The organism is Ruegeria sp. YTSC192 (genome assembly GCF_059609705.1).
In genome coordinates, this window is the sequence record NZ_JBXWMG010000011.1 from 35,275 (window position 1) to 47,692 (window position 12,418).

The window sequence follows — 12,418 nt, forward strand, 5'->3', positions numbered from 1 at the left end:
TTACTTTCCTTCAATGCTCAGCGCTTCGTTCACCAGCGCTTCTTGTTGGGCTTTGTGTTGGCTGGCCAGACCCGTTGCAGGCGAGGCCGAGGTGGCGCGACCGGCATAGACCGGACGTGAGTGTTTTGCACCGATGCGGGTCAGGACCCATTCGATATTGGGCTCGATAAAGGTCCAGGCACCCTGGTTCTTGGGCTCTTCCTGACACCAGACCATTTCGGCCCCCTTGAAGCGCTCAAGCTCGTTGATCAGCGAATGCGCCGGGAAGGGGTAATACTGTTCGATCCGCATCAGATAGACGTCGTCGATACCGCGCGCGTCGCGTTCCTCCAGCAGGTCGAAATAGACCTTGCCCGAGCACATGACGACCCGCTTGATCTTGTCATCCGCCACCAGTTTGGTGTCCGAATTGCCTTTCTGTGCATCATCCCACAGCACCCGGTGGAAGCTGGAGCCGGTGGTGAAGTCATCCGCAGCGCTGACAGCCAGTTTATGGCGCAGCAGCGACTTCGGTGTCACCAGTATCAGCGGCTTGCGGAAGGTCCGGTGCAGCTGACGGCGCAGGATGTGGAAATAGTTCGCAGGCGTCGTGCAGTTCGCCACGATCCAGTTGTCCTGCCCGCACATTTGCAGGAACCGTTCCAGACGTGCTGACGAGTGTTCGGGGCCTTGCCCTTCGAACCCGTGCGGCAACAACGTCACCAGACCGGACATGCGCAGCCATTTGCTTTCGCCCGAACTGATGAACTGATCGAACATGATCTGCGCCCCGTTGGCGAAGTCACCAAACTGCGCCTCCCACAGGGTCAGAGCGTTGGGTTCAGCCAGCGAGTAGCCGTATTCAAAACCCAGAACCGCATATTCCGACAGCATCGAGTCGATCACGTCGTAATGTGACTGACCTTTGCGGATGTTGTTCAGAGGATAGTAGCGGTCCTCATTCTCTTGGCTGACCAAGCCCGAATGGCGTTGGCTGAATGTACCGCGCGTCGCGTCCTGACCGGACAGGCGCACCGGATACCCCTCGGTCAGCAAAGACCCGAAGGCCAGCGCTTCGCCAGTGGCCCAGTCAAAGCCCTTGCCCGTTTCAAACATCTGTTTTTTGTGATCCAGCAAACGCCCGACCGTCTTGTGCAAGGCAAAGCCTTCGGGGGCGGTGGTCAGCGCCGACCCGATCTCGGTCAGAGTGTCCGGGGCAATGGCCGTATCGCCGCGCACGTAGTCTTCTTTGTTCTTGTCCAGATGCGACCAGCGCCCATCCAGCCAGTCGGCCTTGTTGGGTTTGTAGTCTTTGCCAGCCTCGAACTCATCATTCAGATGAGCCTGAAAGGCGGCCTTCATATCCTCGATCTCACCTTCTGGGATCAGGCCATCCTTGACCAGACGCTCGGTGTACAGAGACAGCGTGGTCTTATGCGTCTTGATCTTCTTGTACATGATCGGGTTGGTGAACATGGGCTCATCGCCCTCGTTGTGCCCGAACCGGCGATAGCAGAAGATGTCCAGAACCACGTCTTTGTGGAATTTCTGGCGGAACTCGGTTGCGACCTTGGCGGCGTGCGTGACCGCCTCGGGGTCGTCGCCGTTCACGTGGAAGATCGGGGCTTCGACCATCAGCGCGATATCGGTCGGATACGGGCTGGAGCGCGAGAAATGCGGCGCGGTGGTAAAGCCGATCTGGTTGTTCACGACGATATGCATCGTTCCGCCGGTCTTGTGCCCTTTCAGGCCCGACAGGCCGAACCCTTCGGCCACCACACCCTGACCGGCAAAAGCCGCATCGCCATGCAACAGAATGGCCATGACCTTGGTCCGGTCAGTGTCCCCTAGCTGATCCTGCTTGGCGCGCACCTTGCCCAGAACAACCGGGTTCACGGCCTCTAGGTGCGAGGGGTTGGCGGTCAGTGACAGGTGAACCGAGTTGCCGTCAAATTCACGGTCACTGGAGGCACCGAGGTGATATTTCACATCGCCCGAGCCATCTACGTCTTCGGGCTTGAAGCTGCCGCCCTGGAATTCGTTGAAGATGGCGCGATAGGGTTTCCCCATCACATTGGCCAGGATGTTCAAACGACCGCGGTGCGGCATGCCGATGACGATGTCACTCAGGCCCAAAGCGCCGCCGCGCTTGATGATCTGCTCCATCGCGGGGATCAGCGCCTCGCCGCCGTCCAGACCGAACCGCTTGGTGCCCATGTATTTGACGTGCAGGAATTTCTCGAACCCTTCGGCCTCGACCATCTTGTTGAGGATCGCCTTGCGGCCCTCTTTGGTAAAGGCGATTTCCTTGCCGTAGCCTTCGATCCGTTCCTTCAGCCATGCGGCCTGTTCGGGATCCGAGATATGCATGTATTGCAGCGCAAAAGTGCCGCAATAGGTGCGTTTCACAATCTCGACGATCTGGCGCATGGATGCCATCTGCAGGCCCAAAACGTTGTCGATAAAGATCGGGCGATCCATATCGGCATCGGTGAAACCATAGGTCTTGGGGTCCAGCTCAGGATGGTTGGTGGCCTTGCGCATCCCCAGCGGATCAAGATCGGCGGCCAGATGGCCCCGGATCCGGTAGGCCCGGATCAGCATCAGCGCCCGCAAACTGTCCAGCACGGCGCGCTTGATCTGGTCATCGCTGACCTCGACGCCCTTGTCGGCTGCTTTTTCCTTGATCTTCTTGCCTGCCGCCTTGGCATCGATCTCGGTCCACTCACCCGTCAGCGCCCCGGTCAGATCATCCGTTGGCATCGGCGGCCAGTCGGTCCGCGCCCAGGATGGCCCCTCGGCCTCGCGCTGAACGTCCGGAGTGGCGTCCCCCATGGCCTTGAAGAACTCGGCCCAGGCGGCATCCACCGCGCCGGGGTTCTTGGTGTATTGGGCATAGAGCTGCTCCAGATACTCGGCATTGTGGCCTTGCATGAAGCTTGAGGCATGGAACGCGGAATTGGGCGTGTGTTCGGTCATTGGGCTACCTCATATGGGTTGGGACCGTATTGGTTGGTGCCTGGTTGAGACGGGCGGGTCAGCCACCACAGAACCAGGAGGGGCGACACTACCAGAACAAGCAGTGTCGGAATGACGATCAGCAGAGTGGCACGTGTGAACAGAATGTCCAGATTGCCGCCGTGCTGGAAATGTGAGGCAAGGCCGATGCCGAAGATCAGAACCGCAAACGCCCCGAGGATCAGAATGATCGGCAGCAAAGCGTAAAGCCCGCTGCGCCCGGTATCATGCATCCGCCGCCACGCGACGGCCAGATGCGGGAAAAAGACGATCAGGGCCACGATGCTTTGCACCGGGCCTGTTGAGGTGGCCGTGACCGATTTGGACGTCTCGGTTTCGGTCACTGCGACCTGAGTGAAGAACTGCCAGTCAATGATCCCGGCAATGAAGCTCCAGATCACGATGAACAGGAAAAACAACCAGTATTCGGGCCGAGAGGCCCTCCCTGAGAAGGTAAAGAACTTGGAGAAACAGGTGCGGATGGCGTCGGAGAAGGTCATGGTGCGACCTCTCCATTGTTAGCTATTGGATCAAATCGATTTCGGTTTTGCTCTGATTGCCGCGCCAACCAGACGATCACGCAAATCACACCAATAACAGCGATCAGCCAGGCAATCACAAACATCGCGCCACTTTGCGGCAGCCTCACCGTTTCCGCTATGTCGAGCTCTGCCGGAATTGCACTGCGATCAATTGCGACAGGTTGCGACGTTAGAAAGATAATCAAAGCCGAAAGAGCGAACGCAGGAATCGGCAAGAGTACGTGCCAACCCGGGCGGCCAATGTCGTGCATTCGCCGCCAAGCCGCAGAAAGAAGAGGTATTGCTGTCAAGAGTTGTAGTGCAAGCCCCATCCATCCGCCGTCATAGGAGTAATGTGTTACCAAGCCTTGTGTCTGTTCGCCTTGCGAGTTGACTGACACTTTAAAGCTCTGGGTTACGGTTGGCCCGAAAAGCACAGAATTCAGAATTGTGACTACGACTGATGCAAGCAGCAGGAACAGTACAAATTTCCAGAATTCGGGCCGAGAGGCTCTTCCCGAGAAAACAAAGTACTTTATGAAGCATGCACGTGTGGCTTCAATAATTGTCATCATACTTCCCGGGGCGCATCTCAGTTTCAAACAGGGCGGACGCCAACCGTCCACCCTGACTACCGAGCTTAGCTCTCAGAGCATATGCCCGGTCCTTGATCACTTACCCAATCGCTTCCAACACAGCCTCACCCAGCTGCGCCGGGCTTTCAGCCACGACGATACCGGCCGAGCGCATGGCTTCGATCTTGTCTTCGGCACCGCCTTTGCCGCCGGCGACGATCGCGCCCGCGTGGCCCATGCGGCGGCCCGGAGGGGCTGTGCGGCCTGCGATGAAACCGGCGGTTGGCTTCTTGCGGCCCTTCTTGGCCTCGTCCGCCAGGAATTGCGCGGCTTCTTCCTCGGCCGAGCCACCGATCTCACCGATCATGATGATGGACTCGGTCTCGTCATCGGCCAGGAACCATTCCAGCACGTCGATATGCTCGGTGCCTTTGATCGGGTCGCCGCCGATACCGACGCAAGTGGACTGGCCGAGACCCACATCGGTGGTCTGCTTAACGGCCTCATAGGTCAGCGTGCCCGAACGCGACACAACGCCGACCGAGCCGCGCTTGTGAATGTGGCCGGGCATGATACCGATCTTGCAGGCGTCGGGCGTGATTACACCGGGGCAGTTCGGGCCGATCAGGCGCGAGCTTGAGCCTTCCAACGCGCGCTTCACCTTCATCATGTCCAGAACCGGGATACCTTCGGTGATGCAGACGATCACTTCCATCTCGGCGTCAATCGCCTCAAGGATCGAGTCAGCCGCAAACGGCGGCGGCACATAGATCACGCTGGCATTGGCTTCGGTCACATGCTTGGCCTCGTGGACCGAATTGAACACGGGCAAGCCCAGATGCTCCATCCCGCCTTTGCCGGGGGTCACGCCGCCGACCATCTTGGTGCCATAGGCGATGGCCTGTTCGCTGTGGAATGTGCCCTGCGAGCCGGTAAAGCCCTGACAGATCACTTTGGTATTTTCGTCGATGAGGACTGCCATCTGGCGTTCTCCTTTGTAGGGCGGGCTTCAGCCCGCCGAAATCTTGGGAAAGGTGGGCTGAAGCCCACCCTACGGGATGACACTCAGCCTTTGACGGCCTTCACGATCTTCTCGGCACCGTCTTTCAGGTTGTCCGCCGCGATCACGTCCAGGCCAGAGGTGTTGATGATCTCTTTGCCTTTCTCAACGTTCGTGCCTTCCAGACGCACGACCAGCGGCACTTTCAAACCGACCTCTTTCACCGCGGCGACGACGCCCTCGGCAATCACATCACAGCGCATGATGCCGCCGAAGATGTTGACCAGAATGCCTTTGACCTGCGGGTCCGAGGTGATGATCTTGAACGCCTCGGTCACTTTCTCTTTGGTGGCGCCACCGCCCACGTCGAGGAAGTTGGCAGGCTCAGCGCCATAGAGCTTGATGATGTCCATCGTCGCCATCGCCAGACCGGCACCGTTGACCATGCAGCCAATCTCACCATCCAGCGCGATGTAGTTCAGGTCGTATTTAGACGCTTCCAGTTCCTTGGGGTCTTCTTCGGTGGTGTCGCGCAGCTCGGCGATATCCGGGTGGCGATAGACCGCGTTGCCGTCAAAGCCGACCTTGGCGTCCAGTACTTTCAAGTCGCCCTTGTCCGAGACGATCAGCGGGTTGATCTCCAGCATCTCCATGTCCTTCTCGACGAAGGCATTATAGAGCTGGTTCATCAGTTTGACGCATTGCTTGACCTGAGCGCCCTGCAGGCCCAGCGAGAACGCGATGCGGCGGCCATGGTAGGCCTGATAGCCTGTCGCGGGGTCAACCGAGAAGGACAGGATTTTCTCGGGCGTGGCAGCGGCCACTTCTTCGATATCCATGCCGCCTTCGGTCGAACAGACAAATGAGATGCGGCTGGTCTGGCGATCCACCAGCAGGGCCAGATACAACTCGCGTTCGATGCCAGAGCCGGCCTCGATATAGATGCGGTTGACCTGTTTGCCTGCGGGGCCGGTCTGATGTGTGACCAGTGTGCGGCCTAGCATCTTCTTGGCCTCTTCGGCGGCTTCTTCTACCGACTTGGTCAGACGGACACCGCCTTTTTCACCTGCGTCGGCCTCTTTGAAGCTGCCCTTGCCGCGCCCACCTGCGTGGATTTGCGCCTTCACAACCCACAGAGGGCCGTCCAGTTCACCGGCTGCGGTTTTGGCTTCCTCGGCGCGCAGAACCGCGCGACCGTCGGAGACCGGAGCGCCATAGCTGCGAAGAAGCGCCTTGGCTTGGTATTCGTGAATGTTCATCGAAATTGTCCCGTCTGACTACGATTAAACCGATATAGAGGTGTCTAGGGCGCATTTATAAAGGCTTTTTTGATCTCCGAGTGGTTTTTAGTGAAGATTTTTCACATTTGTGATCACGGGTTTTTAGGGTGTGATCACAAAATTGAGCAGAACAATGATTGATTCGAACCTACGGCGAGCGGAGTTTTAAAACCGGTTCAAATTAGGCATTTGCGACGTTTGCCCTAACATTCCCGGCGTTAGATTGGAATCTCATTGGGTGGACCGCACAAAAAAACCGGCCCCAATCAGGGCCGGTTCCAGAATTGGTTCTACAGGGGTTTAAGCCAGCGAGCCATCAATGCCCTTGCACGCCTCAATCAGGCCTTTCACGGCGTTGACCGAGTTGTCGAAACCGGCTTGTTCGTCTTCGTTCAGCTTGATGTCGACGATCCGCTCGACACCGCCTGCGCCAATGACAGTGGGCACGCCCACATACAACCCGTCAACACCCAGCTCACCGTTGCAATAGGCCGCGCAGGGCAGAACGCGTTTCTGGTCTTTCAGGAAGGCTTCGGCCATTTCGATCGCCGAGGTCGCAGGCGCATAGAAGGCTGAGCCGGTTTTCAGCAGGCCAACGATCTCGGCGCCGCCATCACGGGTGCGCTGAACGATGGCGTCCAGTTTCTCTTGCGTGGTCCAGCCCATCTCGACCAGATCGGGCAGCGGGATACCAGCGACGGTGGAATAACGCACCGACGGCACCATGGTGTCGCCATGACCGCCCAAAACGAATGCGGTGACATCGCGCATCGAGACGTTGAACTCTTCCGACAGGAAATGCGCGAAACGCGCCGAATCCAGAACGCCCGCCATGCCGCAGACCTTGTTGTGCGGCAGGCCCGAGAATTCACGCAGCGCCCAGACCATCGCGTCCAGCGGGTTGGTGATGCAGATCACGAATGCGTCGGGTGCATGGGCTGCGATGCCTTCGCCGACCGATTTCATGACTTTCAGGTTGATGCCCAGCAGGTCATCGCGGCTCATCCCTGGTTTGCGGGCGACACCTGCGGTGACGATGCACACGTCTGCGCCTGCGATATCCGCATAGTCGCTGGTGCCCGACATAGCGGCGTCAAAGCCTTCGGACGGGCCGGACTCGGCGATGTCGAGCGCCTTGCCCTGAGGCAGTCCGTCAGCGATGTCAAACAGGACGACGTCACCGAGTTCTTTGACAGCTGCAAGATGCGCAAGCGTGCCGCCGATGTTCCCAGCGCCGATCAGCGCTATCTTGGGTCTGGCCATTTGGAATATCTCCGGTCGGTATTGAAATCGCGGGTTTGCTAGTCGCTAAATGGGTTTTGCGCAAGGGTCCTGCAACGCGGCATGCCACCGCATACCGTTTGCCATTCCCAATCCGGTTGCGCTAAACCGCCTTTGAATCAAGCCAATTCCCGGGACGCTGCATGTTTGAATTGAACCTGATGTTTTTTGCAGTGGCGATCCCGGCGGTGATCTTTGCGGGCATCTCGAAGGGTGGGTTCGGGTCGGGCGTGGCCTTTGCGTCCTCGTCGATTCTGGCTCTGATCCTGACGCCGGGGCAGGCGCTGGCGCTGATGCTGCCGATTCTCATGGTGATCGACGTGGCCACGCTGGGACCCTACTGGAAACGCTGGAGCTGGCCAGATTCGCGTCTGCTGATCCTGGGTGCGGTTCCGGGTGTTCTGTTGGGTGCCTGGCTATATCGCGTGACGGATGACGATCTGCTGCGCCTGCTGATCGGAGGGATCTCGGTCGGGTTTGTGATCTGGCACGTCGCCCAAAGCAGGGGCTGGATTCGCGGCTTCACCCGTCGGTTGCCTTCCTCTGCGGGTCTGTTCGCGGGGGTGGTGGCCGGGTTTACCAGCTTTGTCAGCCATGCGGGTGGCCCACCGGCTGCTGTTTACCTATTGTCCCAGCGCCTGTCGAAGACCGAGTTTCAGGCCTCAACCGTTTTGGTGTTCTGGGTGATCAACGCGGCGAAGTTCGTGCCCTACGCCTATCTTGGCCTGTTCACATGGCACACGGCGCTGGCGGATCTTCTGCTGACCCCGTTCGCCATATTGGGGGCCTGGCTAGGTGTCCGGGCGCATTTCATGCTGTCCGAACGCCTATTCTTTGGCATCGCCTATGTGTTGCTGACCCTGACCGGAGGCAAGCTGATCTGGGACGCGCTGACTTAGGTGTTAGGCGGCAGGGCATCGGCCATCTGCTCATAGGCCTGCCCCGACGCCACAAGGCAGGTCATCCCATCTGGCAGGGTCACCGTGATCGTCCAACTGCCGGATTGGTCCGAGGCAAACAGCTCCATCACGGCACCTTGACGGGCGATGCCGATCCCCCGGCGCGTTTCGCCATAGGTTTCCGCAAGGCGTTGCAACACGTCGGCCCGAGGGGCGCAATTGCGGGCCTGCGCCTGAACCTGTTGTGCCGCGAGGGCCATGATTCCCAGCCCGATTGTCATCTTCAAAACTGTCTTATTCATCTCTGACCCCATCTGTCACAAATCGCCAAAAGACTGCGGGCAAGAGGGTGATATTGCATTAAAGCAAAGAGCGTTGCGTCATTTATGCTGCGCTGCGGCGATTTTTGTCTTGAACTTTCCTGAAAAAAATGCCCCTTTCCGCGCAACATTATTTCAACGGGAGAGGCCAATGCACCCGCGTCAGCGCCCTTATCGCTCGGTTCTATACATTCCCGGTTCGCGTGACCGGGCCTTGGACAAGGCCCGCACCTTACCGGTTGATGCCATCATCTTCGATCTCGAAGACGCAGTGTCTGCCGACGAAAAGGTTAATGCGCGCGAGACCCTCAAGGCAGCTCTGGCCGCTGGAGGATACGGCCCTCGGGTCAAGATCGTGCGCATCAACGGGCTGGATACTCCGTGGGGCGCAGATGACGCCAAAGCCGTGCGCGAGATGGATGCGGATGCGGTTTTGTTGCCCAAGGTGAACTCGGCCGCAGATGTGGATGCGCTCGCCGCCATCACAGGGGACCTGCCGATCTGGGCGATGATGGAAACCCCGCGCGGGATGCTGAATGCAGCCGAGATTGCAGCGCATCCGCTTATGGCGGGTTTCGTGATGGGGACCAACGATTTGGCCAAGGACCTGCAAACGCGTTTCCGCCCGGATCGTTTGCCGCTGATGACCTCGCTTGGCCTTTGTCTGCTGGCGGCCAAGGCCGAAGGGCTGATCATCGTCGACGGCGTCTACAACGCCTTCAAGGACACCGATGGTTTGGCCGCTGAATGCGATCAGGGCCGCGATATGGGCTTTGATGGCAAGACATTGATCCACCCAGCGCAGGTCGAGGTCACCAACGCCGCCTTCGCCCCGTCGGATGACGAGATCGACCTCGCCCGCCGTCAGATCAGCGCGTTTGAGGAAACCGAGGCGCAAGGGCAGGGCGTTGCAGTTGTCGACGGTAAGATCGTCGAAAACCTGCATGTTGTAACTGCCCGCGAAATTCTGGCAAAAGCGGAGGCGATTTCAGCTTTGCAAGCGGGGTAAGCCAGCATGGGCTTTGTTCTACTGATCCTTGGTGTGGCGCTATGGTGGGCCGCACATCTGTTCAAACGCGTGATGCCTGCGCAGCGCGCGGCCATGGGCGATGGCGGCAAGGGGGCTGTGGCGCTCGCGCTGTTGGCCGCGATCCTGCTGATGATCTTCGGTTACCGCATGACCGAGTTCATTTATGTCTGGGCGCCGCCAAGCTTCATGACCCACATCAACAATCTGTTGGTGCTGATCGCGATCTACATGATGAGCCCGGCCCCCAAAAAAGGCCGCCTGCTGCACAAGCTGCGCCATCCGATGCTGGGCGGGTTTAAGCTATGGGCTTTTGCGCATTTGCTGGTGAATGGAGATCTGGCCTCGATCGTCCTGTTTGGCGGGCTTTTGGCCTGGGCCGTGGTCGAAGTGATCGTGATCAACAAATCCGAACCCAACTGGACCCCGGGTGAACCCGGCACCTATGGCATGGACGCGATGTTCTTTGTTGCCTCGATCGTGCTGCTGGGTGTGATCGGCTATATCCACGGGCTGGTCGGCCCGTCTCCATTTGGATGATAAGGACCTGAAAGAATGGCAAAACTCTATCGTCTGCTGACCGAGGAGGACACCTCGGCCTTCTGTCACAAAGTGTCGGATGCCTTGGCAAAAGGGTGGGAGCTTTATGGCGATCCCTCCTACGCCTTCGATCAGGCCAACAACGTCATGCGATGCGCGCAGGCCGTGACCAAAGAGGTCGACGCGGACTATTCACCTGAGATGAAACTGGGACAGCAATAATGGCAAAAACCAATCCGGGCCGCTTTTTCGAGGATTATTCCGTCGGGCAGGTGCTGCCGCACGCCGTTCCACGCACCGTGACGGAAGGAGAGCGCGGCCTTTATCACGCACTCTATCCTGCGCGTCATGCGCTGTATTCCTCGGATGAGTTCGCGCGGGCCTGTGGTTTGCAGGAAAGCCCGATTGATGATCTGGCGGCTTTCCACGTGGTGTTCGGCAAAACGGTGCCCGATATCTCGCTGAACGCCGTGGCCAATTTGGGCTATGCCGAAGGGCGCTGGCTGTTGCCGGTTCATGCGGGGGATACCTTGCGGTCGGTGTCCGAGGTGATCGGGGTAAAGCAGAATTCGAACGGTAAGACTGGCGTGGTCTGGGTTCGGACGCGCGGCCTGAACCAGTTGGACGAAGTGGTCATGGAATATGTCCGCTGGGTGATGGTGCGCAAGGCAAACCCGGATGCGCCGGCACCGGAAACGGTTGTGCCCGAGTTGAAGAAAGTGTTGGAGCCGAGCGATCTTGTCATCCCCGAGGGGCTGGATTTCTCGAACTACGACTTCACCCTTGCAGGTGAGCCGCATCGCTGGGGCGACTATGAGATCGGCGAGACCATCGACCATGTGGATGGTGTGACCGTGGAAGAGGCCGAGCATATGCTGGCCACGCGCCTGTGGCAGAACACGGCCAAGGTGCATTTCGACCTGACCTTCCGCCCCGAAGGCCGCCTGATCTATGGCGGCCACGTGATCTCGATGGCGCGGGCCCTGTCGTTCAACGGGTTGGCCAATGCGCAGATGATCGTGGGTCTCAATGGCGGCGCACATGCCAATCCCTGTTTCGCAGGAGACACGATCAAGGCGTGGTCCGAGGTTTTGGACAAGGCCGAAACCGGCGTGCCCGGGGTTGGAGCGATCCGTTTGCGTCTGGTGGCGACCAAAGGCGGCGCGCCATTCGAACTGCGTGGCGAAGACGGAAAATACACGTCAGATGTGTTGCTGGACCTCGATTATTGGGCCCTGATGCCGATCTAATTAGGTTACAGTGATGTGAATGCAGCACCCGCAATCCGTGCTAGGGTGTCGGCATGTTTCTGCGTTTTCTCACACTTTTCCTGTGCCTTGCACGCCCCGCCTGGGCGTGTGATCTGGCGCTGGCCTTGGCGGTGGATGTTTCTGGCTCTGTCGATAGCGGCGAATACCGCATTCAGATGGATGGCCTCGCCGCTGGGCTGCGCGACCCCGTGGTGTCCGAGGCCTTGGTACGTGGTCAGGCGCGGTTGATGCTGGTGCAATGGACGGGTGCCTCCCGCCAGCGGGTGACAATCCCGTGGACGAAGATTGACAGTTTTATCGCTCTGGAGAAGTTCGCTGATCAGGTCGCGCAGGATCCGAGGGTCTGGCGCAATTTCTCGACCGCAATCGGAGAGGCTTTGGAAGCCACCCTGCTCCGGTTCGACGACGTGGCAGAATGCAGGCGGTTGCTGATTGATATCTCGGGCGATGGAGTTTCCAACGAAGGGATCGAGCCGACGCAGATCCACGGCCTTCTGAAAGATCGAGGCGTGACGGTAAACGCCATAGCCATAGAAGAAAGCGAACCGGATCTGACGGCCTATTTCTTTGAGAACGTCATCTTCGGAGAGGGGGCCTTTGTGGTCTCGGCCTCGGGGTTTGCAGATTATCCCGAACGGATACGAAAAAAGCTGCTGCGCGAGGTGACGCAGCAATCTGCAAGTTTTCGCTAACATGCAGAGATTCGT

General features: G+C 58.7%; 13 protein-coding genes. 6 read left to right on the plus strand and 7 right to left on the minus strand.

Features of this window, described 5'->3' with window-relative positions; all coding sequences use genetic code 11:
• From AC2FD8_RS15385 to mdh, 6 genes are all read right to left on the minus strand, one after another.
• Window positions 1-2,958 carry a 2-oxoglutarate dehydrogenase E1 component gene (locus AC2FD8_RS15385; RefSeq protein WP_496857508.1) on the minus strand — a complete coding sequence of 986 codons (2,958 nt, stop codon included), beginning with the start codon at window positions 2,956-2,958 and terminating at the stop codon, window positions 1-3.
• Window positions 2,955-3,497 (minus strand): DUF805 domain-containing protein, encoded by a 543-nt coding sequence (locus tag AC2FD8_RS15390; RefSeq protein ID WP_496857510.1) that lies wholly within the window; start codon window positions 3,495-3,497, stop codon window positions 2,955-2,957. Before AC2FD8_RS15390 ends, AC2FD8_RS15385 begins: the two co-directional genes overlap by 4 nt.
• Window positions 3,494-4,090, minus strand: coding sequence for a DUF805 domain-containing protein (locus tag AC2FD8_RS15395; RefSeq protein ID WP_496857512.1), 597 nt, complete (start codon window positions 4,088-4,090; stop codon window positions 3,494-3,496). Before AC2FD8_RS15395 ends, AC2FD8_RS15390 begins: the two co-directional genes overlap by 4 nt.
• A gap of 103 nt (window positions 4,091-4,193) precedes the next feature.
• Complete coding sequence (gene sucD, locus AC2FD8_RS15400; protein WP_117870362.1) at window positions 4,194-5,075, minus strand: succinate--CoA ligase subunit alpha; 882 nt, start codon at window positions 5,073-5,075, stop codon at window positions 4,194-4,196.
• 83 nt (window positions 5,076-5,158) lie between these two features.
• Window positions 5,159-6,352 (minus strand): ADP-forming succinate--CoA ligase subunit beta, encoded by a 1,194-nt coding sequence (gene sucC, locus AC2FD8_RS15405; protein ID WP_496857513.1) that lies wholly within the window; start codon window positions 6,350-6,352, stop codon window positions 5,159-5,161.
• Between the two features lie 321 nt (window positions 6,353-6,673).
• Window positions 6,674-7,636, minus strand: coding sequence for a malate dehydrogenase (gene mdh, locus AC2FD8_RS15410; RefSeq protein WP_496857515.1), 963 nt, complete (start codon window positions 7,634-7,636; stop codon window positions 6,674-6,676).
• 161 nt (window positions 7,637-7,797) lie between these two features.
• Here mdh and AC2FD8_RS15415 point away from each other — a divergent pair, with 161 nt between their 5' ends.
• The gene (locus AC2FD8_RS15415) at window positions 7,798-8,553 is read left to right on the plus strand and encodes a sulfite exporter TauE/SafE family protein (RefSeq protein WP_496857517.1); all 756 of its coding nucleotides are present in this window, start codon (window positions 7,798-7,800) and stop codon (window positions 8,551-8,553) included.
• Here the strand turns inward: AC2FD8_RS15415 and AC2FD8_RS15420 are convergent.
• A complete protein-coding gene (locus tag AC2FD8_RS15420) occupies window positions 8,550-8,855 on the minus strand; it encodes a hypothetical protein (RefSeq protein ID WP_496857519.1) in 306 nt (101 codons plus the stop codon). The genes AC2FD8_RS15415 and AC2FD8_RS15420 overlap by 4 nt on opposite strands.
• 169 nt (window positions 8,856-9,024) lie before the next feature.
• On the opposite strand from AC2FD8_RS15420, the gene AC2FD8_RS15425 reads away from it, so the two are divergent.
• From AC2FD8_RS15425 to AC2FD8_RS15445, 5 genes are read left to right on the plus strand one after another with little or no spacing between them, the layout of a single operon-like run.
• Entirely contained in the window at window positions 9,025-9,882 is an 858-nt protein-coding gene (locus AC2FD8_RS15425; protein WP_496857521.1) for an HpcH/HpaI aldolase/citrate lyase family protein, read from the plus strand.
• 6 nt (window positions 9,883-9,888) lie between these two features.
• Entirely contained in the window at window positions 9,889-10,440 is a 552-nt protein-coding gene (locus AC2FD8_RS15430) for an NnrU family protein (RefSeq protein ID WP_496857523.1), read from the plus strand.
• 15 nt (window positions 10,441-10,455) lie between these two features.
• Window positions 10,456-10,662 (plus strand): DUF1737 domain-containing protein, encoded by a 207-nt coding sequence (locus AC2FD8_RS15435; RefSeq protein WP_170378966.1) that lies wholly within the window; start codon window positions 10,456-10,458, stop codon window positions 10,660-10,662.
• On the plus strand, window positions 10,662-11,690 hold the full coding sequence (locus tag AC2FD8_RS15440) for a MaoC family dehydratase (protein ID WP_496857525.1): 1,029 nt from the start codon (window positions 10,662-10,664) through the stop codon (window positions 11,688-11,690). Before AC2FD8_RS15435 ends, AC2FD8_RS15440 begins: the two co-directional genes overlap by 1 nt.
• 53 nt (window positions 11,691-11,743) lie before the next feature.
• The gene (locus AC2FD8_RS15445) at window positions 11,744-12,403 is read left to right on the plus strand and encodes a DUF1194 domain-containing protein (RefSeq protein WP_496857527.1); all 660 of its coding nucleotides are present in this window, start codon (window positions 11,744-11,746) and stop codon (window positions 12,401-12,403) included.
• Window positions 12,404-12,418 lie beyond the last annotated feature (15 nt).

Excerpts from the sequence above, each read along its gene's own strand:
- AC2FD8_RS15385 (WP_496857508.1), bottom strand. The coding sequence starts at position 2,958 with ATGACCGAACACACGCCCAATTCCGCGTTCCATGCCTCAAGCTTCATG.
- AC2FD8_RS15390 (WP_496857510.1), bottom strand. The coding sequence starts at position 3,497 with ATGACCTTCTCCGACGCCATCCGCACCTGTTTCTCCAAGTTCTTTACC.
- AC2FD8_RS15395 (WP_496857512.1), bottom strand. The coding sequence starts at position 4,090 with ATGACAATTATTGAAGCCACACGTGCATGCTTCATAAAGTACTTTGTT.
- sucD (WP_117870362.1), bottom strand. The coding sequence starts at position 5,075 with ATGGCAGTCCTCATCGACGAAAATACCAAAGTGATCTGTCAGGGCTTT.
- sucC (WP_496857513.1), bottom strand. The coding sequence starts at position 6,352 with ATGAACATTCACGAATACCAAGCCAAGGCGCTTCTTCGCAGCTATGGC.
- mdh (WP_496857515.1), bottom strand. The coding sequence starts at position 7,636 with ATGGCCAGACCCAAGATAGCGCTGATCGGCGCTGGGAACATCGGCGGC.
- AC2FD8_RS15415 (WP_496857517.1), top strand. The coding sequence starts at position 7,798 with ATGTTTGAATTGAACCTGATGTTTTTTGCAGTGGCGATCCCGGCGGTG.
- AC2FD8_RS15420 (WP_496857519.1), bottom strand. The coding sequence starts at position 8,855 with ATGAATAAGACAGTTTTGAAGATGACAATCGGGCTGGGAATCATGGCC.
- AC2FD8_RS15425 (WP_496857521.1), top strand. The coding sequence starts at position 9,025 with ATGCACCCGCGTCAGCGCCCTTATCGCTCGGTTCTATACATTCCCGGT.
- AC2FD8_RS15430 (WP_496857523.1), top strand. The coding sequence starts at position 9,889 with ATGGGCTTTGTTCTACTGATCCTTGGTGTGGCGCTATGGTGGGCCGCA.
- AC2FD8_RS15435 (WP_170378966.1), top strand. The coding sequence starts at position 10,456 with ATGGCAAAACTCTATCGTCTGCTGACCGAGGAGGACACCTCGGCCTTC.
- AC2FD8_RS15440 (WP_496857525.1), top strand. The coding sequence starts at position 10,662 with ATGGCAAAAACCAATCCGGGCCGCTTTTTCGAGGATTATTCCGTCGGG.
- AC2FD8_RS15445 (WP_496857527.1), top strand. The coding sequence starts at position 11,744 with ATGTTTCTGCGTTTTCTCACACTTTTCCTGTGCCTTGCACGCCCCGCC.